This is a genomic window from Oceanobacillus sp. CFH 90083 (assembly GCF_009389585.1).
In the GTDB taxonomy this organism is placed as follows: Bacteria; Bacillota; Bacilli; order Bacillales; family Amphibacillaceae; genus Oceanobacillus.
Genome location: NZ_VIYG01000002.1, coordinates 179,930 through 205,043, shown reverse-complemented (window position 1 = coordinate 205,043; position 25,114 = coordinate 179,930). Strand labels below are relative to the sequence as shown.

At 40.0% G+C, this 25,114-nt stretch carries 24 protein-coding genes and 1 other RNA gene; 21 read left to right on the top strand and 4 right to left on the bottom strand.

Going from position 1 to position 25,114, the window contains the following annotated elements:
- The first annotated feature begins 32 nt into the window (after positions 1 to 32).
- From FLK20_RS03535 to FLK20_RS03495, 9 genes are all read left to right on the top strand, one after another.
- A complete protein-coding gene (locus FLK20_RS03535; RefSeq protein WP_152655178.1) occupies positions 33 to 1,025 on the top strand; it encodes an ABC transporter permease in 993 nt (330 codons plus the stop codon).
- 15 nt (positions 1,026 to 1,040) lie between these two features.
- Positions 1,041 to 1,946, top strand: coding sequence for a carbohydrate ABC transporter permease (locus FLK20_RS03530; RefSeq protein ID WP_194165512.1), 906 nt, complete (start codon positions 1,041 to 1,043; stop codon positions 1,944 to 1,946).
- 53 nt (positions 1,947 to 1,999) lie between these two features.
- Positions 2,000 to 3,619 carry an extracellular solute-binding protein gene (locus FLK20_RS03525; RefSeq protein ID WP_152655176.1) on the top strand — a complete coding sequence of 540 codons (1,620 nt, stop codon included), beginning with the start codon at positions 2,000 to 2,002 and terminating at the stop codon, positions 3,617 to 3,619.
- Positions 3,620 to 3,841: 222 nt separating this feature from the next.
- Complete coding sequence (locus tag FLK20_RS03520) at positions 3,842 to 4,708, top strand: sugar phosphate isomerase/epimerase family protein (RefSeq protein WP_152655175.1); 867 nt, start codon at positions 3,842 to 3,844, stop codon at positions 4,706 to 4,708.
- 21 nt (positions 4,709 to 4,729) lie between these two features.
- Positions 4,730 to 5,794, top strand: a complete 1,065-nt coding sequence (locus FLK20_RS03515) for a Gfo/Idh/MocA family protein (protein ID WP_152655174.1) — start codon at positions 4,730 to 4,732, stop codon at positions 5,792 to 5,794.
- Positions 5,795 to 5,838: 44 nt separating this feature from the next.
- Positions 5,839 to 6,918 carry a Gfo/Idh/MocA family protein gene (locus FLK20_RS03510; RefSeq protein ID WP_152655173.1) on the top strand — a complete coding sequence of 360 codons (1,080 nt, stop codon included), beginning with the start codon at positions 5,839 to 5,841 and terminating at the stop codon, positions 6,916 to 6,918.
- Positions 6,919 to 7,007: 89 nt separating this feature from the next.
- Complete coding sequence (locus FLK20_RS03505) at positions 7,008 to 8,018, top strand: Gfo/Idh/MocA family protein (protein WP_152655172.1); 1,011 nt, start codon at positions 7,008 to 7,010, stop codon at positions 8,016 to 8,018.
- 2 nt (positions 8,019 to 8,020) lie between these two features.
- The gene (locus FLK20_RS03500; RefSeq protein WP_152655171.1) at positions 8,021 to 9,073 is read left to right on the top strand and encodes a Gfo/Idh/MocA family protein; all 1,053 of its coding nucleotides are present in this window, start codon (positions 8,021 to 8,023) and stop codon (positions 9,071 to 9,073) included.
- 85 nt (positions 9,074 to 9,158) lie between these two features.
- On the top strand, positions 9,159 to 9,914 hold the full coding sequence (locus tag FLK20_RS03495; RefSeq protein WP_152655170.1) for a sugar phosphate isomerase/epimerase family protein: 756 nt from the start codon (positions 9,159 to 9,161) through the stop codon (positions 9,912 to 9,914).
- A 301-nt stretch (positions 9,915 to 10,215) separates the two neighbouring features.
- Here FLK20_RS03495 and FLK20_RS03490 read toward each other — a convergent pair whose 3' ends face one another.
- Positions 10,216 to 10,986, bottom strand: a complete 771-nt coding sequence (locus FLK20_RS03490) for a class I SAM-dependent methyltransferase (protein ID WP_370453157.1) — start codon at positions 10,984 to 10,986, stop codon at positions 10,216 to 10,218.
- A 170-nt stretch (positions 10,987 to 11,156) separates the two neighbouring features.
- Between FLK20_RS03490 and FLK20_RS03485 the strand changes: the two genes are divergently transcribed.
- Positions 11,157 to 11,567 (top strand): GNAT family N-acetyltransferase, encoded by a 411-nt coding sequence (locus FLK20_RS03485; protein WP_152655169.1) that lies wholly within the window; start codon positions 11,157 to 11,159, stop codon positions 11,565 to 11,567.
- A 67-nt stretch (positions 11,568 to 11,634) separates the two neighbouring features.
- On the opposite strand, the gene ptsP is transcribed toward FLK20_RS03485, so the two are convergent.
- The gene (ptsP, locus tag FLK20_RS03480; RefSeq protein WP_152655168.1) at positions 11,635 to 13,350 is read right to left on the bottom strand and encodes a phosphoenolpyruvate--protein phosphotransferase; all 1,716 of its coding nucleotides are present in this window, start codon (positions 13,348 to 13,350) and stop codon (positions 11,635 to 11,637) included.
- A gap of 129 nt (positions 13,351 to 13,479) precedes the next feature.
- Positions 13,480 to 14,394: an alpha/beta fold hydrolase gene (locus FLK20_RS03475; protein WP_227994845.1), complete on the bottom strand. Its 915-nt coding sequence runs from the start codon at positions 14,392 to 14,394 to the stop codon at positions 13,480 to 13,482.
- Between the two features lie 263 nt (positions 14,395 to 14,657).
- On the opposite strand from FLK20_RS03475, the gene secG reads away from it, so the two are divergent.
- The 7 genes from secG to FLK20_RS22075 all read left to right on the top strand — a co-directional run bounded on the left by secG (position 14,658) and on the right by FLK20_RS22075 (position 20,757).
- The gene (gene secG / locus FLK20_RS03470) at positions 14,658 to 14,894 is read left to right on the top strand and encodes a preprotein translocase subunit SecG (protein WP_370453156.1); all 237 of its coding nucleotides are present in this window, start codon (positions 14,658 to 14,660) and stop codon (positions 14,892 to 14,894) included.
- 172 nt (positions 14,895 to 15,066) lie between these two features.
- Positions 15,067 to 15,813, top strand: coding sequence for an alpha/beta hydrolase (locus FLK20_RS03465; RefSeq protein ID WP_152655166.1), 747 nt, complete (start codon positions 15,067 to 15,069; stop codon positions 15,811 to 15,813).
- A gap of 46 nt (positions 15,814 to 15,859) precedes the next feature.
- The gene (gene rnr / locus FLK20_RS03460; protein ID WP_152655165.1) at positions 15,860 to 18,121 is read left to right on the top strand and encodes a ribonuclease R; all 2,262 of its coding nucleotides are present in this window, start codon (positions 15,860 to 15,862) and stop codon (positions 18,119 to 18,121) included.
- A gap of 255 nt (positions 18,122 to 18,376) precedes the next feature.
- A complete protein-coding gene (gene smpB, locus FLK20_RS03455) occupies positions 18,377 to 18,844 on the top strand; it encodes an SsrA-binding protein SmpB (RefSeq protein ID WP_152655164.1) in 468 nt (155 codons plus the stop codon).
- A gap of 147 nt (positions 18,845 to 18,991) precedes the next feature.
- Positions 18,992 to 19,357, top strand: a transfer-messenger RNA (tmRNA) gene (ssrA, locus tag FLK20_RS03450).
- 819 nt (positions 19,358 to 20,176) lie between these two features.
- Positions 20,177 to 20,638 (top strand): DinB family protein, encoded by a 462-nt coding sequence (locus FLK20_RS03440; protein ID WP_152655163.1) that lies wholly within the window; start codon positions 20,177 to 20,179, stop codon positions 20,636 to 20,638.
- A complete protein-coding gene (locus FLK20_RS22075; protein WP_255473805.1) occupies positions 20,635 to 20,757 on the top strand; it encodes a hypothetical protein in 123 nt (40 codons plus the stop codon). The genes FLK20_RS03440 and FLK20_RS22075 overlap by 4 nt, the downstream gene beginning before the upstream one ends.
- 102 nt (positions 20,758 to 20,859) lie before the next feature.
- Here FLK20_RS22075 and FLK20_RS03435 read toward each other — a convergent pair whose 3' ends face one another.
- Positions 20,860 to 21,009 (bottom strand): hypothetical protein, encoded by a 150-nt coding sequence (locus FLK20_RS03435; RefSeq protein WP_194165511.1) that lies wholly within the window; start codon positions 21,007 to 21,009, stop codon positions 20,860 to 20,862.
- 357 nt (positions 21,010 to 21,366) lie between these two features.
- Here FLK20_RS03435 and rfbA point away from each other — a divergent pair, with 357 nt between their 5' ends.
- From rfbA to FLK20_RS03415, 4 genes are read left to right on the top strand one after another with little or no spacing between them, the layout of a single operon-like run.
- Positions 21,367 to 22,299: a glucose-1-phosphate thymidylyltransferase RfbA gene (rfbA, locus tag FLK20_RS03430; protein WP_152655162.1), complete on the top strand. Its 933-nt coding sequence runs from the start codon at positions 21,367 to 21,369 to the stop codon at positions 22,297 to 22,299.
- On the top strand, positions 22,292 to 23,320 hold the full coding sequence (gene rfbB / locus FLK20_RS03425; RefSeq protein WP_152655161.1) for a dTDP-glucose 4,6-dehydratase: 1,029 nt from the start codon (positions 22,292 to 22,294) through the stop codon (positions 23,318 to 23,320). The genes rfbA and rfbB overlap by 8 nt, the downstream gene beginning before the upstream one ends.
- Positions 23,296 to 24,354 (top strand): glycosyltransferase family 2 protein, encoded by a 1,059-nt coding sequence (locus FLK20_RS03420; RefSeq protein ID WP_152655430.1) that lies wholly within the window; start codon positions 23,296 to 23,298, stop codon positions 24,352 to 24,354. The genes rfbB and FLK20_RS03420 overlap by 25 nt, the downstream gene beginning before the upstream one ends.
- Positions 24,355 to 24,390: 36 nt before the next feature.
- On the top strand, positions 24,391 to 25,071 hold the full coding sequence (locus tag FLK20_RS03415) for a GNAT family N-acetyltransferase (RefSeq protein WP_152655160.1): 681 nt from the start codon (positions 24,391 to 24,393) through the stop codon (positions 25,069 to 25,071).
- The last annotated feature ends 43 nt before the right edge of the window (positions 25,072 to 25,114 follow it).

The following is a 25,114-nucleotide window of genomic DNA, read 5'->3' as shown; positions in this document are numbered from 1 at the left end:
ATGAAAGCAGTTACATGAAGGGAGGAAAGAAAATGGATTCAAATACGGCAACAGTCTTGACCGAGGAAGAAAAGCAACAATCACCAAAAAGCAGGAAAGTCCCGACAAAACTGCCGAAGCCAAAAAGGAAGAATAAAAAAATATTACAGAATTGGCAGCTGTACATATTTATTTTACCTGCCTTTTTATATTTTTTAATTTTTCATTATATTCCTATGTACGGGGTTCAAATTGCCTTTAAAGATTTTATTCCTTCGAGCGGGATTTGGGGAAGCGAATGGGTAGGGCTGGAGCATTTTATACGATTTTTTGATTCTTACTATTTCTGGGATCTTATAAAAAATACACTGGGAATCAGCATATATGAATTAATCGTCGGATTTCCACTGCCGATTATATTGGCGCTGGCCTTAAACGAAGCAAAGGACGGGCTATACAAAAGAACAGTACAAACAGTCACTTACGCGCCCCATTTTATTTCAGTTGTAGTAATGGCCGGTATGATTATTGCTTTTCTCTCTCCTGCAACGGGGATTATAAACCACGGGCTTACCTTATTGGGATTTGATCCGATTCCTTTTATGAGTGATCCGAATTGGTTTAAGACAGTATATGTTTTTTCTGGTGTGTGGCAAAGTACAGGATGGGGAACAATCATTTATTTGGCGGCGCTTTCTGGAGTGGATCCTCAGCATCATGAAGCAGCCATTGTAGATGGGGCAACCAGGCTGCAGCGGATTTGGCATATCAACATTCCTGCTCTCGTACCGACAATGATTATATTGTTAATAATGAACCTTGGGAATATCATGGCAATGGGGTTCGAGAAAATTTTACTTTTACAAAATCCGCTTAACTTAGAATCGTCCAACGTTATCGCAACATTTGTTTATCAGGCTGGATTGTTGGACGCACAGTACAGTTTTGCAGCAGCCGTTGGTCTATTTAACTCAGTAATTAACGCACTTCTGCTTATTACAGTCAACCAGATTGCAAAAAAACGATCAGAAACAAGTTTATGGTAAAAGGAGAGGGTGTTGATGAATTCAGCTATCAGCGAAACAATGACCGATAAGATAATAAAAATTCTGATTTACATTTTCCTGGGTTTTGCTGCATTAATTGTGCTCTATCCGCTGGTATATATAATCAGTGCGTCCATTAGTAATCCTGCTGATGTGAACTCGGGAAGAATGTGGCTTCTGCCTAAAGGAATTACATTTGAAGGGTACCGTATTATTTTTGAGAATGGTGCAATCTGGAAAGGTTATTTAAATACAGTCTTCTATACAGTATTGGGGACGACAATTAATCTTGCCGTAACGATACCTGCAGCATATGCCTTGTCGAGAAAGGATTTTGCGGGAAGAAATTTATTCATGGCTATGTTCGTACTTACTATGTTTTTCAGTGGCGGACTGATTCCGACTTATCTGGTTGTAAAAAGTCTCGGGTTGATCGACACCATTTGGGCGATGGTTCTGCCAAATGCGGCTGCCGTGTGGAATATTGTTATTGCAAGGGTATTTTTCCAGTCAACGATTCCGAAAGAACTGGAAGAAGCGGCGATTATTGACGGTGCATCCAATTTTAAAATATTTTTCAAAATTATATTGCCGCTGTCTATGCCGATTATTGCAGTAATGGGACTATTCTATGGTGTAGGCCATTGGAATGGCTACTTCAATGCATTAATTTATTTATCTGACAAAGAGTTGTTTCCGCTTCAGCTTGTTCTGAGGGAAATACTTGTTTTACAAGAGATGTCTTCACAGAATACGGATGTAACAGGAAGTATGGCAGAAGCAATGCACAGCAAGCAACAGCTTGCTGCAGTTATCAAATACGGTGTAATGATTGTTTCTACCTTGCCGATTATTATTGTTTATCCATTTTTACAGCGTTTCTTTGTAAAAGGTGTTATGATCGGCTCGCTAAAAGGTTAAAGAAGAATAACGTAAAACCTATTGATGATTAAAAAATGGAAAGGAGAATAACAATGAAAGATACTTGGAAGTTTCTAGTAACTTTAATGTTGATTGTCGTCATATTGGCAGCATGTGGTTCAGATAAGGAAACGAAAAAAAGAGATGCAAATGTACAGAAAGCGGCAGAAGCTGAGGTCAACAAAGACGGATTTCCCATTGTGGATGAAGAAATACAATTAACAATGATGGCTCCTGGAAGCGGAATTGAAGAGTGGGAAGACATGGAACTGCTAAAGGACTATGCAGAAAAGACCAACATTCACTTCAAATATGTTACGCCGCCGATCAGTGATTTTCAGACAAAGCTGAACTTGGCTTTTACTAGCGGGGATACAGGTGATATTATTTATGGTGCAGGGACGGATAATTTGACACCCGGGATGGAAGTGGATTATGGGGAGCAGGGGGTGCTCATGCCATTGGAAGATTTGATAGAAGAGTATGCACCAAATCTGAAAAAACTGCTGGAGGAAAGGCCGGATATCAAAAAGTCGATTACAACCGTCGACGGCCATATCTATTCTTTGCCGATGGTAAGTGATGAAACAACGGCTCAATGGTATACAGGACCATTATGGTATAACGGGAAATGGCTGGATGAACTGGGAGTTGAAGAATTACCAAAAACAACAGATGAATTCTATGAATTATTGAAACGGTTTAAAGAAGAAGATCCAAACGGAAATGGACAAGCTGACGAAATTCCATTGCTGGATGTAAAAATGGAAAGTTCCCGCCCGTGGCTGCTTGCCGCATTTGGCATCAAAGAATGGGGGATTGAAGAAAATAATGGCAAAGTACGTTATACACCAACAGAAGAAGCATATAAAGAATATTTGACGTATATGCATAAACTGTATAAAGAAGGGTTATTGGATTCAGAAACATTTTCTCAGTCGGATGAACAGAAAAAGGCCAAAGGTCAAGATAACCGCATAGGTGTTTTCCCGGATTGGTACTCTTTCTTTACTACCGGGGAACCCGAAGAAGAAGCTGTCAGAAATCCAATGTTTCATCCTTTGACAAGTGACGAATCCAGACAACCTGTAATTCCTCTTGGTCACGGAATGTCAAGAGGCGCCTTCTCTATTTCAGAAAGCAATCCGAATCCGGAAGCATCAATTCGTTGGATTGATTATTTCTATTCCAGCGAAGGGTTTGAATATTTGAATATGGGACCAGAAGGGTATTTATGGGAGTGGGAAGACGAAGAAAAAGGAACAAAGCAGAAGCTTGAGACACCGGAAGGATATGCGTCTTCAGAGGATTATCGGGGTTCACTCACTCCAGACTATGGCATTACGACACCATCATTAAGAAATGATCTGGATAGCCTGGGAGAAGATACTGTATTTGAACAATTTATCTCGAAAGAAACAGCTGAAAAGATTGAACCGTTTGGTGAAATTGGATATCCGCTTGTTTATTTGACGAAGGAGGAGCAAAAAGAGATAAATAATATTGAAGTAGACTTGAAGTCTTACGTAGAACAGATGGAGGCGAAATTCATTACGGGCGTGGAGCCATTATCTAACTGGGATAACTATGTAGATACCATTGAAAAGATGAATATTGAGCGTTACATTGAAATCTATCAGAACGCTTATAATCGCTGGCAGGAAAATGATTAATACACACAGAATGATGTAACCGCTTTACTTTCTTGCTGGAAAAATGTACAAATGAATACTTTGAAACGAATTTGCAGGAATGGAGGATTGCCTGGAGGCATACAGAACAGATATAGATAATATCATTGCTTTGGAGAGAAAGAATAGTCCGTTCAGACATGAAAGCTTTAAACACACTAGATATATGAACGGGAAACAAATAATTACTGGAGGTACTCGAAAATGAAGCTGGGTGTAAGTTCCTATAGTTTAGTAAAAGCATTGAAGGATGGGGAAATGACCATTTTGGATGCAATTGATTGGACAGCAGCTCAGGGCGGAGAGCATATTGAACTTGTTCCGATGGGATACACGTTGACCGATAATCCGGATTTAATTAAAAAAATAAAAAAAAGGGTAAAAGAGGCAGGAATTGAAATTTCCAATTATGCTATTGGCGCAGATTTCCTGCCGGATACAGATGAAGCATATGAACAGGAGGTGGATCGTGTCAAAAAAGAAGTAGATGTCGCTAACGCATTAGGAGTTAAGCGGATGCGGCATGATGTTTCATTTAAGCCGGTCCAGGAGGCGTCGATTCAACAGTTTGAAAAAGACCTGCCAAGGCTGGTAGACGCATGTCAACGGATAGCTGATTATGCAAAGGAATATGGAATTATTACCAGCATTGAAAATCATGGTTTTTATGTTCAGGCAAGTGACCGGATTCAGCGTCTGCTTAGCAGCGTGGATCGAGAAAATTTTAAAACGACTCTGGATACCGGGAATTTCCTTTGTGTGGATGAAGATCCTGTTGCTGCCGTGAAGAAAAATATAAAAGATGCATCCATGGTGCATATCAAGGACTTCTATTACCGTCCTGCGTCTTCGCAATATCTTGGAGAGGGCTGGTTTCAAACGGCTTCAGGCAATTATTTGCGGGGAGCAATCAGCGGGCATGGAGATATCAGCTTGTACGATATTATTCATATCATCAAGGAATCCGGCTATGATGGATACATTTCGATTGAATTTGAAGGAATGGAAGAATGCAAACAAGCCACTAAAATCAGTTTGAATAATGTTCAAAACATTTGGAATGAAATCTGAAATTAGAAAAGAGGGTGTACAGTGGAGAGAATCAAAGTTGGTATTATTGGTGCCGGTTCCATTTCTGAAATGCATTTGGAATCTTATAAAAACAATGAGGGAGCAGAGATTTATGCTGTTTGTGATTTAAACGAAGACCGGGCAAGCAGCAAAGCGGAGAAATATGGCGCTTCTAAATATGTGATGGATTATCATGAATTATTGTCGGATCCCGAAATTGACGCAGTAAGCATCTGTACATGGAATAACACGCACGCAGAAATCGCCGTTGCGGCGCTGCAGGCAGACAAACATGTTTTAGTTGAAAAGCCGCTTTGTAAAACGATGGAGGAAGCGTATCAAATTGAAAAAGCAGTAACGAAAAGCAATGGAAAAATACTTCAAGTCGGTTTTGTCCGCCGCTTTGGGACAAATACACAAGTCTTAAAGAAATTTATCGATACTGGTGATTTAGGAGAGATTTATTATGCTAAAGCTTCCTGTATTCGTGTTCTTGGGAATCCGGGAGGCTGGTTCGCTGATAAAAATCGTTCCGGAGGCGGACCGCTAATCGACCTGGGTGTCCATGTTATAGACTTGTGCTGGTACCTAATGGGAAAACCAAAAGTAAAATCAATCAGTGGAAATACCTATAACAAGCTTGGGAATCGTTCGAACATTGCCAATAAATCATTTTATCAGGCAGCAGATTATGATTCAGGGAAAAATACAGTAGAAGATATGGCAAATGCACTCATTCGTTTTGAAAATGGAGCTTCGTTGATGGTAGATGTCAGTTTTACACTTCATGCAAAAGAAGAATCCATCAATGTCAGCCTGTTCGGAGATAGGGGAGGAGCTGAAATTGAACCGGAATTACAAATTATTACGGAAAAAAACGATACGATTTTAAATATAACACCGCAAATTGATTCCCTGTCCTTCGATTTTAATCATGGTTTTCAAAAGGAGATAGATCATTTCGTCTCCTGTGTAAAAGGGGAACAAAAAAACATCAGTCCGGTGGAGGACGGGCTGGAAGTGATGAAGATGCTTACCGGCGTGTATGCATCCAGTGAAAAAGGAGCAGAAATCTGCTTTGATTGATGAATAGGATTAAAACATTTTTGAAAAACAGGAGGAATTTGAATATGACGAAACAATTAAGAGTAGCTATTATCGGGTGCGGAGGAATTGCAAACGGGAAACATCTTCCCAGTCTATCAAAAATAAAAGAGGTGGCATTGACCGCGTTCTGTGACATCGAGAAAGAAAAGGCTGTAAAAGCGGCTCAGGCGTATGGAACAGAAGATGCAACCGTATATGAAGATTACAAAAAAATATTAGAGGACCAGACGATTGATGTGGTGCATGTACTGACGCCGAATATCTCTCATGCAGAAATCTCAATTGCTGCACTGGAAGCCGGAAAGCATGTAATGTGTGAAAAACCGATGGCCAAGACCTCGGAGGAAGCGAAGCAAATGGTAGAAACAGCACGCCGAACAGGGAAGAAATTGACGATCGGCTATAATAACCGTTTTAGACCGGACAGTCAGCATCTGCACCAGGTAGCTGAACGTGGAGATTTAGGAGAGGTATATTTCGCGAAGGCACACGCGATTCGACGTCGTGCTGTACCAACATGGGGAGTATTCTTGGATGAAGAAAAACAGGGCGGAGGTCCGTTAATTGATATCGGAACACATGCGCTGGATCTTACCTTATGGATGATGAACAATTATAAACCGAAATCGGTGATGGGAAATACGTATCACAAATTAGGCAAAAAGAAAGATGCTGCCAATGCATGGGGTCCATGGGATCCGGAAAAATTTACGGTAGAAGATTCTGCATTCGGCTTTATTACAATGGAGAACGGGGCAACGATTACCCTGGAGGCAAGCTGGGCATTAAATTCATTGGATGTGGACGAAGCAAAATGTAGTCTAAGCGGTACTGAGGGTGGTGCAGATATGAAAGGCGGCTTGCGAATTAATGGGGAGGATTTCGGAAAACTATATACGAATGAGATTGACCTTTCTGCCGGCGGTGTAGCATTTTATGAAGGGAAAGCGGAAAATGATGCTGATTTGGAAGCGAGATTGTGGATAGAGAGTATTATAAACGATACAGAACCAACAGTAAAACCAGAAGAAGCATTAGTTGTGACGCAAATATTAGAGGCAATCTATGAATCTGCGAGAACAGGAAAAGCGGTTTACTTTTAAACGGATTATTTCCTGAAAAATGAAAGATGATTATTTGCAATGGAAACCATTTAACAGATGATACGTTGTCTAAACAAAGGAGGAAAATAATGATTAAGGTTGCATTACTTAGCAGGTGGCATGTACATGCAGATGATTATGCTAGAGAAGTGAAAGAAAACGAACATCTTTCTGTCCAGCTTGTCTGGGATGAAGAGGAAGAACGGGGACAGAAATGGGCAGAGGAGCTGGGAGTTCCATTTGAAAAAGACTTCCAATCTGTTCTGGATAATCCGGAAGTAGATGCAGTGGTCGTTACAACACCGACAAGTTTGCATAAGGATGTAATTATTGCTGCAGCCAAACATAAAAAGCATATATTTACGGAAAAGATATTGGCATTTACGGTTGAAGAATGTGAAGCAATCTATGAAACTGTGAGAGCAAATCAGGTACACCTAATGGTTTCTCTTCCGAGGCTCACAGCACACTATTATGTATATGCACAAAAAGCAGTAGACGAAGGGTGGCTTGGTGATTTAACAACGATTCGCTGCCGGTTTGCACATAATGGCGCAGTAGCTGCAGAGGGGAGAAATTACGGCTGGCTTCCGGAACGATTTTTTAATACAGCTCAGAGCGGAGGTGGAGCACTTATTGATCTTGGGGCGCATCCGTTCTATCTGACTAACCGGCTCGCCGGCCCCGCGAAAGCATTGCAAGCGTCGTTCCGTTCCACAAGAAACCTTGGCGCAGATGATAATGCCGTTGTCATTGTGGAATATGAATCAGGCAGCTTGGGCGTTCTTGAAACAAGCTTCCTATCAAATGGAAGTCCATTCCAGCTGGAGCTCTACGGAACAGAAGGGACACTGCTTATAGAAGATGAACAGATCCGGTTAAGAAGCAGCCAATTTGCCGGAGACGGGTGGATACAACCGGAAGATGCACAGGAGTCTTTGCCAACCCCGATGGAACAGTGGGCTGCAGTGGTATTGGGAAGAGCGAAACCAACTATCACAGAAGAAGATGTTATTCAATTAACCCGCCTAAACGAAGCGGCGGCTTTATCACAGGAAGAAAATCGGCGGATTGAACTAATTGAATTGCTGGGGGAATAGTAATGGATAAGGTTTTACGTGTTGGTATTATAGGAGCAGGAGGCATTGCGAAAGCGGTGCATATCCCCAATTATCTAAAACAAAGCAACAAAGTGAAAATTGTCGCTATCACTGATGTGGTCAAAGCAAATGCGGAATCGGCAGCCAAAGAATTTCATATTGACCAAGTTTTTACGGATTATCAGGAAATGCTCGATGCCGCTGAGCTTGATGCAGTAAGTGTTTGCACACCTAATAAATTTCATGCTGGTGCAACCATTGCAGCGCTTCAGGCAGGCTGTCATGTTATTTGTGAAAAACCTCCCGCGATGACTGTCAAAGAAGCACAAAAAATGGCTGAAACGGCAAAGCAGTATGGAAAAATTCTGACCTATGGACTGAGCTTTCGCCACACACCGGAAGTAGGCGCCCTAAAGCGGTTTGTTGATGCAAATGAACTTGGCGAAATTTACGCTGCAAGAGTACATGCAATCCGGCGCCGGGGAATCCCGGGCTGGGGTGTTTTTACAAACAAGGAGCTTCAGGGCGGAGGTCCACTGATTGATATTGGTGTCCACATGCTGGATACTGCACTTTACTTGATGGGATACCCGGAGCCGGATACAGTTTTTGGAGTTACCTATCAGAAGCTTGGCAATAAACCGGGTGTCGGCCTGGCAGGAAGTTGGGACTGGGAGAACTTCTCGATAGAGGATATGGCGCGTGGAATGGTGACATTTAAAAATGGAGCATCCATTATTTTGGAATCAGCATTTGCAGCAAATACGGAGAAGCATGATGAAATGTCTGTTTCTCTAATGGGTGAAAACGGAGGAGCAGATGTTTTTCCTTTAAAAATGTACCAGGAAAAACATCATACATTAATAGATACCACACCATCTTTTCTGCCGGTGAAAGATAATTATGAATTACAGATGGAACGTTTTGTAGATTGCTGTTTAAACGAATACCAGCCAATCAGCACAGCAGAACAGGGCGTGATTCTTCAAAAAATTATTAATGGTCTGTATGAATCTGCGGATAAAGGAGAATCGATTAAACTTTTTGCTGAATAAGCCGATTTATATATGACATTTCTATCAAAACAACCGGACAAAAGCAACCGTGTAAAGAAATTACAAAAAGATAGGAGATCAAATTATGAGTAATGTTGGATTACAGCTTTATTCTGTTCGTGATAGAGCAGCGGATGATTTATTCGAGACTATCAGCCTTGCAGCAGATATGGGCTATCAGGGAGTTCAATTTGCTGGATTCTTTCAAAAGCCTGCACAGGAATTGAAAAAAGTAATGGATAATAAAAAAATTAATGCAGCAGGCAGTCATACAGGGCTTGATGAATTAAGCGGGGATAAACTGAAAGAGACGATTGCTTATAACCAGGAGATCGGGAACAGCCTGCTGATTTGTCCCTGGCTGCCTGAAACAGATCGGAAAACTAGAGAAGATTATCAACGGACAGCCGAAAAACTAAATGAAATCGGAAAAATATGTAAAAGCAACGGGATGACATTTGCTTACCATAATCATCATTTTGAATTTGAGACGTTTGATGGCGAAACAGGTTTTGATCTTTTATTTGGACAGACAGAACCGGAGCTTGTACAGATAGAGCTGGATTGTTACTGGGCAACGCACGCCGGTTATGAACCGGCTGATATTATCCGTAAATATGGCAACCGGATCGTTTCCCTTCATATAAAGGATATGAAAGAAGAGAACGGAAAAAAACGAAGCATAGAAATAGGGTCGGGTACACTTGATATGAAAACACTGCTCCGTGTTGGAAAAGAGTATGGGGTTAACTGGTTTATAGTAGAGCAGGAGGATTTTGACGGTGACCCGCTGGAAAGTGCCAAAGTCAATATTGATCATTTAAATAGGATTTCTTTATAGAAAGAAATCTGTTGAGAAGGAATTACAGGAAGAGCCATCCTTTTATATAAAGAAACGGTTCTTCCTTATAAGGTGTTAGATGAAGGGAATACGTTATACAGAAAGTGATACCCTTGTATTTACGCTTTAGGTATTGAATCAGTATCTATTATGTATCTGTGGATTTTCCTCTTTGCTTATATTTGGATGAAGGAATTGGTACTGTTATCGCGAGAAGAAGAGAGAATGTGTGTATCGAGATAATATGTGATTCTGCAGGCTTGGAGAAAACCTATAACAAGCCTGCAGTAAGATTTATTAATTATTTCACTGCATTAAACAACGTCCATCTGTCTTTTTCCACAATCTTTTCTGTATCACTGATAGATTGATCGATATAGTTAACTAAAGATGATAATTCAGCATCAGATAACTCGTGCAGAATACTGCGTCCGGTTCTGGATTGAATCTCATCCAGTAGTGCCTGTTTATTTTTATAGGTTTTTCTTATTTCCCACAGACTGTGTTTTTCTATCCTTTTAAAACCAGCTTGTTGAAGACTTAATTTTATAACACCGCCGGAATGCCTGCGTTCCTTTTCAAATATCTTTAATCTTGGAAAAGCTTCAAAAAAGTAGCCGCGGATATGTTCGTTACTTCCTTCCAGTAAACAATCGTCTAATGTGCGATCCTGGATAAGATAACAGCCATCGCTTTTCAATACCCTGTATGCCTCAGCAAATACAGAACCTAAGTCTTTTATATGATGGATTAATGCTCTGGATAAAATCAAATCAGTGCTATCCGGCTCTAAGCCGGTATTATCTGCATAACCAAGCTGGAAAGAAATATTGGTGTAACTGCTGCAGTATTTCCCGGCTCCTTTTAAAATCGGCTTGGAATAGTCAATACCTGATACAGAGGGAATCCCTATATCAGCCAAAGCTTTGCAATAAATACCTCCCCCGCATCCTATATCTGCGGCCTGGTGAATAGAATCAATATCAATCAGCTCTTTTATTTTCTTCTTCCATGCAGTATCAGCTTCACGATTTGTATAGCTGTACATATTATTTTTACTGTGAAAATCCAACGTATCTCCTCCTCTGTAATTTTTGCTGTTATAATTGATTATAACTTTACATGCTGTTTAAATATAATATTGGTTTCTAATAGGGTTCGATAAGAAAATATTATATGAAAGCTTATTGTATTTATTTAAATGTTAAAATAGAAAAAACTGTCGAAAAGGATGAAAAGGAAATGAATGAACGTTATCAAATCAAGTATCAGACACCAGATGTGGATATATTTAACGAACTAAGAACAGAAGCCGGACTCAGCAGCAAGGAAAGAAAAGCAATTGAAATTGGACTTCCTAATACATTATTTGCAGTGACGATTTATGATGAAGATACTTTAATTGGTATGGGAAGAGTAGTTGGTGATGGCGGGGTTGTATTTCATGTAGTAGATATTGTGGTTAAACCAAGCTATCAGGGACAGGGACTTGGCAAGCGTGTTATGCAGGAAATTATGAATTATTTAGATAAGCATACATATAAAGGTTCCTATGTCAGTTTAATTGCAGATATTCCTGCAGATAAGCTATATGAACAATTTGGCTTTCGTTATACAACGCCCAATTCTGTGGGGATGGCGCGGATGTATTGATGAAAATTTAAAAACCTTGACTATTTGTTTGTATTAAATAATAGTCAAGGTTTTTCAGCTGCTTAATTTATTTATTAATCGTTTTTTCCATTAAAGCAATAACTTCTTCAGCTGTGTTTAAAGATAAGAATTCATCCTTAAGTGCTGCAAGCTCTTTTTTATTTAAACCGAGAATTTGCGTTCTTGCCGGTAAGATAGAAGTTGCACTCATGCTGAATTCATCCAGTCCAAAAGCAAGAAGTAATGGAATAGCTTTAGGGTCGCCACCCATTTCTCCACACATACCAGCCCATTTACCTTCTGCGTGAGCGGCCTCAATCACATTATTAACCAGATTTAAGATAGCAGGATGGTATGGCTGATACAGGTAAGAAACCTGTTCATTCATCCGGTCGGCAGCCATTGTATACTGGATTAAGTCATTTGTTCCAATACTGAAGAAATCAACTTCTTTAGCAAATTGTTTTGCAAGTACAGCTGTAGCTGGAATTTCTACCATGATGCCGACTTCGATGTTTTCCGAAACCTCTACGCCATCTTTTTGAAGATTGTCTTTTTCCTCTAATAATAATGCCTTAGCCTGGCGGAATTCTTCCAATGTAGCAATCATCGGAAACATGATTTTCAAATTACCATATGCACTTGCACGTAATAAAGCGCGCAATTGCGGACGGAAGACATGCTCATTTTCTAAACAGAAGCGGATGGCACGGTACCCCAGGAACGGGTTCATTTCCTCCGGCATATCTAAGTAGCTGATCTCTTTGTCGCCGCCGACATCGAGTGTACGTACAACAACAGGCTTGTCTCCCATTTTTTCTAATACGGTTTTATATGCTTCAAATTGAATATCCTCAGAAGGTAGCTCCGAGTTACCCATGTATAAGAATTCTGTACGATAAAGACCGACAGCCTCACCACCATTATTAAGAACACCCTCGACATCATCCGGAGTACCAATATTTCCGCCGAGCTCAACCTGTTCACCATCTGCAGAGAAGGTAGGCTCATCTTTTAATTTTGCCCATTCTTCCTGCTGCTTCACAAATGCAGCCTGCTTTTCTTCATATACTTGAATTTCTTCCTCTGTCGGGTTAATAATTACCTTGCCTTCAATTCCATCAACAATAATTTGATCGTCTTTTTTCACAGCACCGGTAATTTCTTTTGTACCTACAACAGCAGGAATTTCCAGAGAACGGGCCATAATGGCGGAGTGAGAAGTTCTGCCGCCGATATCTGTTGCAAAGCCTTTTACGAATTCACGATTTAGCTGAGCAGTATCGGAAGGTGTTAAATCCTTCGCAATGACAATCACTTGCTCGTCAATAAGAGCTGGGTTTGGGAAAGTAACCTGCAGCAGATGAGACATAACACGTTTCGTTACATCATGAATATCAGCCGCACGTTCACGCATATATTCGTTATCCATCGCTTTAAACATATCAATGAACATTGTAGCAACTTCATCTAAAGCAGCTTCTGCGTTTACCTTATCATCGTTGATTTTATCTTTCATCGGGTTAATAAGCTCTGGATCTCCTAATACGAGCAAATGTGCAGAGAAAATTTCTGCATGCTCCTCACCGAGTTCTTTTAATGTATGTGCTTTAATTTTCTCCAGCTCTTGTCTGGAAACTTCGAGTGCGCTTTCAAGACGCTCAATTTCTTGTTCTGGATTATCAATTGATGTCTTTTCAAAGTCTAATGCCGGTTCTTTCAATTCGTATACTTTAGCAATGGCAATTCCACTAGATGCAGCGATTCCATTCATTTTTTTCATTATGAGAGCATCCTTTCTATAATAAAGCTTAATAATGATCATTATAACATATCTATACTAAATTAGAGTACGTTATTGTGCAAGTAATACAAGCAGGAAGCTACCGTTTTCTGTAAGGGAAAGAAAGTGTTAATTATTGGCATCTCCAAGTGTTTTTAGCCAGTTACCGATGAAGACAAATACTTCCTCCCGGCAAATGTCATGTAACAGTTCATGCTTGCCAGCTTCATAAATCTGGACGAGAATGTTCGTCAGGCCGATTTTTTGAAAGAGATCGGCGGTTTTCCATACACCTTTTCCATATTGACCAATCATATCCTGATCGCCGCTGAGGAGAAGAAGGGGAAGGTCTTTACGGATGTTTTTATTGAGACGCTGATTTCTTGTTTGATAGATACCCTCCAATAAATCATAGAAAAAGCGTGCAGTTGGAATAAAGCCGGTATTTGGATCATCTTCATAAGCTGCTGCAGATGCTTCATCCCTTGTCAGCCATTCATGCTTATATTGTGTGTCGCGTTTCATACTGCTACCCAAAACGAGCGTATTCATGATGGGTGATGGTTTCATTGGCGGTAAAAACGAAGCAGTGCTTTTACCTATTTTTGCGAGAGCCCTGGAATAGTGACCTGTGCCTGTTAATATTAATCCATCTATTTCGTCACTATAATACTGAATGAAATTGCGCATCAGGAAGGAACCCATACTATGCCCTAAAAAGTAGTAGGGGAGGTTTGGAAAAGTTTTCTTCCCGTATAGCATAATTTCGTAAAGATCTGTAACCACCCGTTGAAATCCATTTTCTTCCGTGAAATATCCTCGCATCCCCATTTCTCCTGTTTTGCCGTGACCACGATGATCATTGCCGATAACAATAAATCCTAAGGAAGTACAATAAGAAGCAAAATCCTGATAGCGTTCAATATGTTCAACCATCCCATGTGCAATTTGCAAGATACCAATTGCCTTTGTGTCAGGCAGCCATTGTTTGATATAAATGCTTGTTTCATCAGAAACATCGAGCCAATGATTTTCGGTTTGCACGCTGTCTCCCCCTTTATCATCTCTATAAGTCTTCATGCAATTTTTTTAATAAGGCAGCTATTTTCATTATACTTTGAAGCCGGGCTTTTAAACAAATACAAGCAAAATAAAATATGAACTTATCCATATACTTTACACCTGATAAAATCAGGAATTAATAATGATTATTACACAGCATTTCACAAATCTTTCTTGCGCAACAAATTCAAAGTATGATAAAGTATAAAATAGGGATTGTCGGAACATAGGAGGAGTATGAAGGCATGTTGTTAACTGTGGTTAATGTTTTATTAGTAATTGACGTTATCATTATGATTACACTTGTTTTACTGCAGTCTGGAAAAAGCGCAGGCTTATCAGGAGCTATTTCAGGCGGAGCAGAGCAGTTATTTGGGAAACAAAAAGCACGCGGAATTGATTTAGTGCTTCATCGTTTAACAATAGTTACAGGTGTGCTGTTCTTTTTATTAGCTTTCTTGGCAGCGTACGTATTACAATAAATGTTATTCCTTATCACAGTTTTGTGGTAAGGTTTTTTTATTTTTGAATGGATAGTCTGTATGAAAAGTTCGCTGTCTGAGGGCTTTTGAACATACAATGACAACGATACAGGGTATACTAGAAATGCACTGGGAAAAAATGATTTAGGGAAGATGAAGGGGATGGGTGATTGTGAGAATAAAATTACCACAGCCGTTTACATTTGAAGCAGGAGAACGCGCTGTGCTATTACTGCATGGTTTTACCGGACACTCTGCAGACGTCAGGATGCTAGGGCGTTTTTTAGAAAAAAAAGGCTACACAAGTCATGCACCAATATATCGTGGGCACGGACTTCCGCCAGAAGAATTAATAAAAAGTAACCCGGATGAGTGGTGGGCAGATGTAAAGGCTGCATTTAACCACTTGAAGGATTTAGGATATCAGGAAATTGCCGTTGCCGGTCTTTCTCTTGGAGGCGTATTAGGTTTAAAACTTGCTTATTCGGAGAAAATAAAAGGGATGGTATCGATGTGTGCGCCGATGTTTTTCGATAATGAAGCTGAGCTGACGAAAGGGTTTCGAACTTTTTCTAGAGAGTTCAAACAGCTTGAGCAAAAAGATGAAGCAGTTATTGAAGAAGAAGTCAATGAAATTATGGCTCATTCCAAGAAGCTCTTTGCTGGTGTCAGAGATACTGTTAAGGAAGTAAGTGCAAATATCGATATGATTTATACACCTACTTTTGTTGTACAGGCAGAGAAGGATGAAATGATTAATACGGACAGTGCCAATTATATTTATGACAATATAGAGGCCACACAAAAAGAGATTAAATGGTATGCCAATTCAGGACATGTTATTACGATGGATAAAGAAAAGGAACAGCTTCATGAGGATATCTATATGTTTTTAGAGAACTTAAATTGGGAAGTATAGAATAGAAAGTGAAAGCAGGAAAGATGAACAGAAAGAAGGTGAACGTATGAAAGAACGCATTTTAAATTATATTAAAGAAAATAGCACGAAACCATTATCTGTCCAGGAGTTAGAAGAGGCTCTGGCTTTAGAGAATGCAGAAGAATTTAAAGAGCTGGTCATTTCTTTAAATGAGCTGGAGCTGGAAGGAGAGCTTGTCCGGACCAGGAAGAACCGTTTCGGATTGCCGGATAAAATGAATCTTGTCAAGGGAACAATTCAAATGCATGCGAAGGGCTTTGCTTTTCTTATTCCGGAAGATGAAAATGAAACGGATGTATACATCCATGCGAATGATATGGGATCTGCAATGAATAGGGATAAAGTGCTTGTCCGTCTGGAAAAGAAAGATGCAGAAGGCTCCCGCCCGGAAGGAAAGGTTATCCGGATTTTAGAACGGGCAGTCGTTACAGTTGTCGGTACATTTGAGGATAATCGTTCCTTTGGATTTGTTATCGCTGACGATAAGCGGATTCCCAATGATATTTTTATCTCTAAAGGGCATACACATGGAGCTGTCGATGGTCATAAAGTGCTGGCACGCATTACCAAATATCCGGAGGGAAGAAAAAGTGCAGAAGGAGAAATTATTCAGATTCTTGGTCATAAAAATGATCCGGGCATTGATATTCTCTCTATTATTTACAAGCACGGCATTCCGATAGATTTCCCCGAAGAAGTTATTGAGCAGGCAAATGGTGTCCCGGATGAAATTGATCCAGATGATATAGCTGGAAGAAAGGATCTGAGGGATGAGGTTGTCGTTACGATTGACGGTGCGGATGCCAAAGACCTTGATGATGCGGTCAGTGTCAAACGTCTCGATAATGGGAATTATCAGCTTGGTGTCTATATTGCAGATGTCAGTCATTATGTGAAGGAGGGCACTTCTCTGGATAAAGAGGCATTTGAGCGGGGGACGAGTGTTTATTTAGTTGATCGTGTGATTCCGATGATCCCGCACCGTTTATCTAACGGAATATGCTCTCTTAACCCGCACGTAGACAGATTAACATTGGGTTGTCAAATGGAGATTAATCCAAGCGGACAAGTTGTCCACCATGAAATTTTTCAAAGTGTGATTAATTCGAATGAGCGAATGACTTATTCCGATGTGAATAAGATTTTAGTGGACAAGGATGAATCACTTCGTAAAAAATATGAGACGCTGGTTCCGATGTTTGAAAATATGGAAAAGCTCGCTGCTATTTTACGCGGGAAACGCTTTGGACGAGGCGCTATTGACTTTGATTTTAAAGAAGCAAAAGTGCTTGTCGATGAAAAAGGCCATCCGACCGATGTCGTTATTCGCGAACGCTCTGTCGGTGAAAAATTAATTGAAGAATTTATGCTGGCAGCGAACGAAACGATTGCTGAGCATTTCCACTGGATGGATGTACCTTTTATTCACCGTATCCATGAGGATCCGGATGAAGGAAAGCTGGAGAAATTCTATGAATTCTTAGCCGGACTGGGTATTTCTGTGAAAGGAACGGCTAACGAGGTTCATCCGCAGCAGCTCCAAAAGGTGCTGGAATCGATTAAAGATGAACCGGAGGAAATGATTGTATCTAAATTAATGCTGCGCTCCATGCAGCAGGCAAAATATTCTCCGCAGAGTGTTGGACATTTTGGCCTGGCAACAGATTTTTATACCCATTTCACGTCGCCGATCCGCCGCTATCCCGATTTAATTGTGCATCGTTTAATCCGCACCTATTTAATTGAAAATAAAATGGATAAGAAAACGATGAAGCATTGGAAGGACCGGATGCCGGAAATTGCCCGCCATACTTCAGAAATGGAACGCCGGGCAGTCGATGCCGAGCGCGATACCGATAATATGAAGAAAGCGGAATTTATGAAGGATAAAATCGGTGAAGCGTTTACCGGTATTATCAGCTCCGTAACAAACTTTGGCATGTTTGTCGAACTCGAAAATACAGTAGAAGGACTTGTTCATGTCAGCTATTTGACAGATGATTATTATCATTTTGATGAACGCAGTCAGGCGATGATCGGAGAGCGGACTGCCAAGGTATTCCGTGTAGGGGATGAAGTGGATATTAAGGTGGCTGATGTAAACTTGGAGGAATATACAGTTGACTTTGAACTGACATCCTTAGCGTCTCCGCGCCGGAAGGAAAGAAGGGAAAAGCCTTCCAGACGAGTTATCCAAGCTTCTGCAAAGCCGAAAGAAAAATCAAAAAAGAAATCAAAGGCCAAGGCAAAACCTAAAAATAAGAAAAAGAATAAACCGAAACGATAGAATCTCTTTTATCAGAGGTTTTATCGTTTTTCACAGCAGAGGCGTCCATCCTTTTCTTCTATATGAATCTTGTAGAAAACAGGTAGCTGTATAAGAGAAAAAGGCCGTCTTGTTAGCAGGTAAACACTCTAAAACTTTTGAGATAAGGGAAGTTTTTTGGTAAAATAGACAGAGAATTTATTTAGGGATAGTGTGAGTTCCTGCCCTGTGGATGAAAAGAACTTTTAAAAGTTCGATGGAAGAGGATGATTTGAAATGCCAAAAGGAAATGGAAAAACCATTGCACAAAATAAAAAAGCTTCCTTTGATTATCTAATTGAGGATACCTACGAGGCAGGCATTGTTTTACAGGGAACGGAAATTAAGTCGATACGTAATGGCAGAGTAAATATTAAAGATGCTCATGCACGGATTGACAGAAACGGGGAAGTACAATTAATTAACCTGCATATCGCTGAATACGAGCAGGGGAATCGTTATAATCACGACCCGACCCGTACAAGAAAACTGTTACTGCATCGTAAGGAAATTGATAAATTGATTGGATTGACCCAGCAGCAGGGCTATGCATTAATTCCATTAAAAATATATATTAAAAATGGTTATGCAAAAGTATTAATCGGTCTTGGTAAAGGGAAGAAGAAATACGATAAACGGGAAGATCTAAAACGTAAACAAATGAAGCGTGATGTAGATCGGGCAATTAAAGATCATATGCGCTAGTTTTTGTATGCTTGACTATTTAGCATGATTTGTTATAATGAAAGGTACCCTGTTCATGGTATGCTGTTGAAGGAAGCATTATCATAGGAACAAGGTACAGCTGAATAATTGAAGCATGCTTCATTATTCCCTGTGTTTATATAATACGGGGACGTTACGGATTCGACAGGGGTAGATTGAGCTCAAGTTGCACGTCGAGGTTACGGCTCGTAAAACGTTTCGCCTAAATATAACTGGCAAAGAAAACAATCAACCTGTTTTAGCAGCTGCCTAAGCAGCCTAAAACGATCCTTCCTGCCATCGCCCGTGTGGCAGATTGAAGGGTCTCAAATCAAGCGGGCTATTCTGCTATCCACCGTCTGAGGATGGGCAGAAGAACTTAATCAGACTAGCTCATGTGTATGGCCTGTTGGTAGGCTGACATGTGAGCGAATGCTAATATACCAACTAAGCGTGTAGATACTTGAGTGGCGATATCTCTGGACGAGGGTTCGACTCCCTCCGTCTCCATTTGATTAAAGGGCTATAAACATTGAGCTGTTAGGGGTTATAGTCATTGTAGATTTTTGTACGGTGTTGTCTCAGCTAAGAAGGCATATTTTCGTACTTGGATAAAACATCTCTTGTGTTTCATTTTTTAATGAAACACAAGAGATGTTTTTTTGTCTAAAAAGCTTTTCTTGGAAGAAGAGAATAAAACTGACGCAGCCTTAATTAGTTTTTACATTAGTGAAAAATCCAGGAAAGTATCCAAGCCCCTTTCAAAAAAATATAATAAATCCTTAGTAGCTTTTGCTAATTAGAATGTGCCTCATTCCAATCAGTTTTTATATTATCTATAGATATTGTGCTTCCTCTAATGAAATTTTCTTCTTATTCAGATACGAATTGGTTAAATATACTTGCTTTACTATAAATGCTATGTATTGGATAATAAAGATTAAATATGATAAAAAGAAGGCTGCCTTTATGTTGTTTAAGAGAAAAAAGAATCGTTCATTTAATCAAAGAAATATAATAAATAAAATGATAACGTTTTCAATATCCGCTGTCATTTTTATCGGCTTGTTACTATTTTTACCGGCAGATATTCCCTGGTCTGCAAAAGCTACCATCCCTTTGTAATGCAAAGATGAATGCGCCATTTAAGGGGCTGTTTGTCCGCAGGATTTTATGTAATATACTTATTTGTCTGGCGGTATGGTAATGAATAGCATACCTTATTATTTATTCCGTTAATTAACCTGCTCAGGCAGGAGATATATCAAAAATGTAGAAATAATTAAAGAGGAGAAAAAAGGTTGGATTACTTTCAGAAGGGAGGAGGAAACAATGACCAACGAACAGGAAGTACTGTTTAATCAGCTTTCTGCGTATCGGACAGATATTTTGACGGCAGTGGAAGGAATATCAAGAGAGCAGGCAGAAATAGTACCTGAGCATTTTAATAATAATATTCGCTGGAACCTGGGGCATATTTATTTGGATCAATTTCTGTGGATCGAGGCACTGACGAAAGAAGCCTCAGAAGCAACCAGGCAATTTAATCAATGGTTTGGCTTTGGAACATCTCCTGAGAATTTTACTTCAGAAACACCAACGTTTGAAAAACTGGTGAGTTTATTAAGAGAGCAGCCCAATGTCATTAAAAAGCAGTATAAAGATCGGCTGACCGAAGAATTTGAACCGATTGACATGGGGATGTATACGATTGAGCAGGTTTTAATACGTACCGTTTTCCATGAAGGGATGCATTTGCAGGCGATTATAGATATTAGGAAATGTATCGGATGAAAAAACGGCAACGGAAAAATTTTGGTGAGTTAAAAATGAACGGTAAAGCAGCGGAAACGATGTCCTTTTCCTGCTTTACCGTTCATTTCTATTCCTTGTTCGCAGATTTTTTAACATAATGAGAAGAATATAATTTTTCCATATGAGGATTTCCGGTCTTAGAAAATCGTAATGTCTTTTTGCCCCTTTTCCCCAAGATTTATAGACAGTGATGGAAGGCTTTAAATGATCTTCTTTGGTGTATCCTCCACTTGCTTGGATGTTAACCTGTCCATTTTTATCAAAACCTCCATTGGACTGATGTAACCTTTCCCTATAAGAACGGCAGAGGCATCTTTGTATATGGTTTCCTCTAATTGCTGTCTGTTCATTGGAAATCATCCTCTATCTATTCTAATCGTAACTTCTATTTTATTAAAGCAGGATCAGCATAAGCGAGTTTTAGATTCTTTTTCATAGATTTTAATTTTATTAAATATAATGGAAGCAGCTTTTTTAATGATGCTCAGGCGCTTTAATCCGAAACAAGTAAGCTCAATCCGCACTTATGTAATTATCTTTCTGATTGTGGCAATCTAAAAGCAAGAAATCTGCTTATTATTACTATTTTGAAATAAATTTGAAACAAGAATGTAAGTTTATAAATTGTAAAAAGCAGGAATACTTAATCTAACAGTTATGTTTCATAGAGAAAATATTAAAAACTATTTCAATGGAGGGTGTGTACCATGAAAGGAATTATTCTCGCTGGAGGAAGCGGAACACGTCTGTCTCCAAGTACGGATAGTATCAATAAGCACCTGCTGCCTATTTATGATAAGCCGATGATTTATTACCCATTATCTGTTCTGATGCTTGGCGGTATCAAAGAAGTGATGATAATTAGTACACCGGAAGATACGATACGTTTTGAAAGGCTATTGGGAGATGGATCTCCTTTAGGAATCCATATCGTCTATAAAGAACAGTCTGAGCCAAAAGGAATTCCTGAATCATTTCTTATTGCAGAGGATTTCATTGGAAAAGATGATGTCACCCTGATTCTTGCGGATAATATTTTCTTTGGTCAAGGCTTTACAACGTTATTGCGCAATGCAATTAAAAATCATAAACATGCGACCGTATTTGGATATCGTGTGAAGGATCCGGAGCGCTTTGGAGTAGTTGAATTTGACCATTATCAAAATGCTATTTCGATTGAAGAAAAGCCGGAGGACCCTAAATCAGATTTTGCTGTAACAGGGCTCTATATCTATGATTCCAGAGTAGTGCAAATTGCCAAAAAGCTCAAACCTTCTGAGCGTGGTGAATTAGAAATTACAGATGTCAATAAAGAATATTTAAAATGGAATCAGCTGCATGTAGAGCTGTTGGGCAGAGGATTTGCCTGGATGGATGCAGGAACGCAGGAATCTTTATTTGACGCAGCTGAATTTATTAAAACAACACAGCAGCGACAAGGATTTAAAATTGCCTGTCTGGAGGAAATTGCTTTCTATTTGGGCTATATCTCCAAAGATGTACTCTATGAAAAAGGAAAATCAATGGAGAAAACAGATTATGGACAATATCTAATGGAAATTGCAACCCGGAAGCATAATCAGCAATACTGGGATGCGATCGATCATCATCCAATGTTGGGACTGGTCGGCAATGAGTAAGGCTATCTTAATTACAGGGGGAGCCGGATTTATCGGCTCTAATTTCATCCATTATTATCAGAATAAATATCCTGATCGGCAGTTAATTAATGTGGATAAGCTGACCTATGCCGGCTCGCTTAATAATTTAACGGAAGTAGAGAATAAAGAGAATTATCATTTTATTCATGGAGATATTGCGGATATAAATACGGTAGAGGCAATATTTAGAGATTATGATATTGAAGGTGTGATCCATTTTGCTGCGGAGTCTCACGTGGATCGTTCGATTGATGATGCCAGTCCATTTATTCATACAAATGTAGTCGGTACACTGAATCTTTTGCAGGCGGCAAGAGCGGACTGGGAGGCAAAGGGAGAGCTTCCGGAGCGCCGGTTTCATCAGATCTCGACGGATGAGGTCTACGGCTCGTTGGAAGGGTCTGGAAAGTTTACAGAAAAGACTCCTTATGATCCGAGAAATCCGTATAGTGCATCAAAAGCCGGAGCAAACTTTTTAGTGCAAAGCTTTGGTCACACGTATGGCATGAATGTTATTATTTCCTCCTGCTCGAATAATTATGGTCCGAGGCAGCATGAAGAGAAGCTGCTGCCGACGATTATCCGGCATGCTTTGGCAAATGAGCCGATACCTATTTACGGTGACGGAAAGAATATACGTGATTGGTTATTTGTCGAGGATCACTGCAAAGCCATTGATATGATTTATCATCATGGCAAAGTGATGGAGGTATACAATGTTGGCGGGAATAATGAGCAGGAGAATCTGACCATCACACAGTTGATTTGTCAGCTATTAGATGACCGGAGGCCGGATTTACTGCAAGCTTACCATTTGGAGCATTTTTCTGATTTGATTACCTTTGTGGAGGATCGTAAGGGGCATGATAAGCGGTATGCCATAGATGCAGGCAAAATCCAAAAAGAACTGGGCTGGCAGCCTGAAATAGATTTAGAGAATGGACTGAGAAAAACGGTGGAATGGTATTTACAAAAATGGAAAACAAACGTACCGATTTAATTTCTGTAGTTATTCCGGTTTACGGCTGTGAACGCTGCCTTATCGAGCTTGTAAACCGCATTATTCAAACAATCCAGTCCATTCCAGCCGATTATGAAATTATTATGGTAAATGATGCGAGTCCCGACCATGCCTGGGAAACGATTCTCAGACTTCATAAGCAAGATAAAAAAATAAAAGGAATTAATCTGTCGCGTAACTTTGGGCAGCATCATGCCATAACAGCAGGGCTTGATTTTACATCCGGGGATTGGGTGGTCGTGATGGATTGTGATCTGCAGGACCGTCCGGAAGAAATCGTATCGCTGTATGAGCGGGCTCAGGATGGGTATGATGTTGTTTTTGCACAGCGCATCGAGAGGCAGGATAAAGGCTTAAAAAAGCTGTCGTCCAAAGCTTTTTATAAAGTCTATGATTATTTTACAGGGAAAAAGACAGATGCTTCGATAGCTAATTTCAGCATTTCCCGAAAAAAAGTAGTAGAGAGCTTTCGGAAGCTGCGTGAACAGAATCGTTATTTTCCGTTCTTTATTCAATGGATGGGGTACCAGCAGACGAAAATAGAAGTGCAGCACGATGCCAGGAAAGAAGGAAAGTCGTCCTACCAGTTGAAAAAATTATTTGCGTTAGCAACAGATGCCATTGTCTCTCAATCAAATAAGCCACTGAGGCTCTCGATTGGTGTAGGCTTTCTGATGGCTTTTGCTTCGCTTATCTATGCGTTATATTTATTTTCACGCTATTTCTTTTTGGATGAGCCCGTTCAAGGCTGGACCAGTGTGATGGTATCCATTTTCTTTATTGGCGGGTTACTATTTTTTCAGCTTGGAATTATTGGTCTCTATCTTGGAAAAATTTTCAATGAAGCAAAGAACCGACCAATTTATTTAATCAAAGATATAAACGGTGAGGTTCAAAAAAATAAAACAACAGGAAAAAGAACTTCTGCTAAGAACAGCCATAACCAGAGATCGGGACTGGGACTGCGATTACTCGCCCCATCGAAGAGCTTTTGCGATTACTTGTCCCATTGAAACATTTGTGGAAACGATACAGGGAGGAAGAGGAGAATGAACGAATATTTAGAGCCGACACCTTGGGATAGCCGGAATTTCCCGCTTGCAACCTTTCAATTGACTGAATATAGTGAAGCGGCATTACAGGCAACGGAAGAGGTTGAAGGACATTTTACCATTAAGGTAGACCCGCTTGCAGATAAATCGCTGCTGCAAAAATACGGCTTTTATTATGCAGATACGTTAATGGAGCCTTATTGCAACCGTGATAAATTTTTAAAAAAGGTGGCTGGTGATGTTATCTTTCATGAAGATTATGATGCAGAAGAAATATTAGCGATTGCCGAAGAGGCGTTTCAAGGCGGCAGATACCACCGCGATTTTCAAGTACCGAATGAGATGGCTGATTTACGCTATCGGAATTGGGTCAAAGATTTGATGGATCAAAAGCTGCTTCTTGCTTTTAAGCAGGGTGGATGTGTCAAAGGCTTCTTTGCTTATCAACAGGAGAATATTTTGCTGATGGCAATGCATAAGGATATTCGCGGTCAAGGGTTTGCCAGACCTTTTGCAGCGGCGTGTGTAAAAGAGCAATTTGAACGGACAGGTAAGGAACAGCTGATTACATCGATTTCTCCCAGCAATCCGGCGTCACTGAATGTTTTTATCGGCTTAGGATTCCGGTTGCGGGCAGGGAAGGATATTTATCATAAAGTGAACGGTTCCTTCTATTAATATAGTGAAAATGTATTTAGCCTGCTGATCATTATGTAAGAAA

Bases quoted from the DNA above. Each gene is read 5' to 3' on its own strand.
- FLK20_RS03535 (WP_152655178.1), top strand. From the start codon at position 33: ATGGATTCAAATACGGCAACAGTCTTGACCGAGGAAGAAAAGCAACAA.
- FLK20_RS03530 (WP_194165512.1), top strand. From the start codon at position 1,041: ATGAATTCAGCTATCAGCGAAACAATGACCGATAAGATAATAAAAATT.
- FLK20_RS03525 (WP_152655176.1), top strand. From the start codon at position 2,000: ATGAAAGATACTTGGAAGTTTCTAGTAACTTTAATGTTGATTGTCGTC.
- FLK20_RS03520 (WP_152655175.1), top strand. From the start codon at position 3,842: ATGAAGCTGGGTGTAAGTTCCTATAGTTTAGTAAAAGCATTGAAGGAT.
- FLK20_RS03510 (WP_152655173.1), top strand. From the start codon at position 5,839: ATGACGAAACAATTAAGAGTAGCTATTATCGGGTGCGGAGGAATTGCA.
- FLK20_RS03505 (WP_152655172.1), top strand. From the start codon at position 7,008: ATGATTAAGGTTGCATTACTTAGCAGGTGGCATGTACATGCAGATGAT.
- FLK20_RS03500 (WP_152655171.1), top strand. From the start codon at position 8,021: ATGGATAAGGTTTTACGTGTTGGTATTATAGGAGCAGGAGGCATTGCG.
- FLK20_RS03495 (WP_152655170.1), top strand. From the start codon at position 9,159: ATGAGTAATGTTGGATTACAGCTTTATTCTGTTCGTGATAGAGCAGCG.
- FLK20_RS03485 (WP_152655169.1), top strand. From the start codon at position 11,157: ATGAATGAACGTTATCAAATCAAGTATCAGACACCAGATGTGGATATA.
- ptsP (WP_152655168.1), bottom strand. From the start codon at position 13,350: ATGAAAAAAATGAATGGAATCGCTGCATCTAGTGGAATTGCCATTGCT.
- secG (WP_370453156.1), top strand. From the start codon at position 14,658: ATGTTGTTAACTGTGGTTAATGTTTTATTAGTAATTGACGTTATCATT.
- rnr (WP_152655165.1), top strand. From the start codon at position 15,860: ATGAAAGAACGCATTTTAAATTATATTAAAGAAAATAGCACGAAACCA.
- smpB (WP_152655164.1), top strand. From the start codon at position 18,377: ATGCCAAAAGGAAATGGAAAAACCATTGCACAAAATAAAAAAGCTTCC.
- FLK20_RS03440 (WP_152655163.1), top strand. From the start codon at position 20,177: ATGACCAACGAACAGGAAGTACTGTTTAATCAGCTTTCTGCGTATCGG.
- FLK20_RS22075 (WP_255473805.1), top strand. From the start codon at position 20,635: ATGAAAAAACGGCAACGGAAAAATTTTGGTGAGTTAAAAATGAACGGT.
- FLK20_RS03435 (WP_194165511.1), bottom strand. From the start codon at position 21,009: ATGAACAGACAGCAATTAGAGGAAACCATATACAAAGATGCCTCTGCC.
- rfbA (WP_152655162.1), top strand. From the start codon at position 21,367: ATGAAAGGAATTATTCTCGCTGGAGGAAGCGGAACACGTCTGTCTCCA.
- rfbB (WP_152655161.1), top strand. From the start codon at position 22,292: ATGAGTAAGGCTATCTTAATTACAGGGGGAGCCGGATTTATCGGCTCT.
- FLK20_RS03420 (WP_152655430.1), top strand. From the start codon at position 23,296: ATGGAAAACAAACGTACCGATTTAATTTCTGTAGTTATTCCGGTTTAC.
- FLK20_RS03415 (WP_152655160.1), top strand. From the start codon at position 24,391: ATGAACGAATATTTAGAGCCGACACCTTGGGATAGCCGGAATTTCCCG.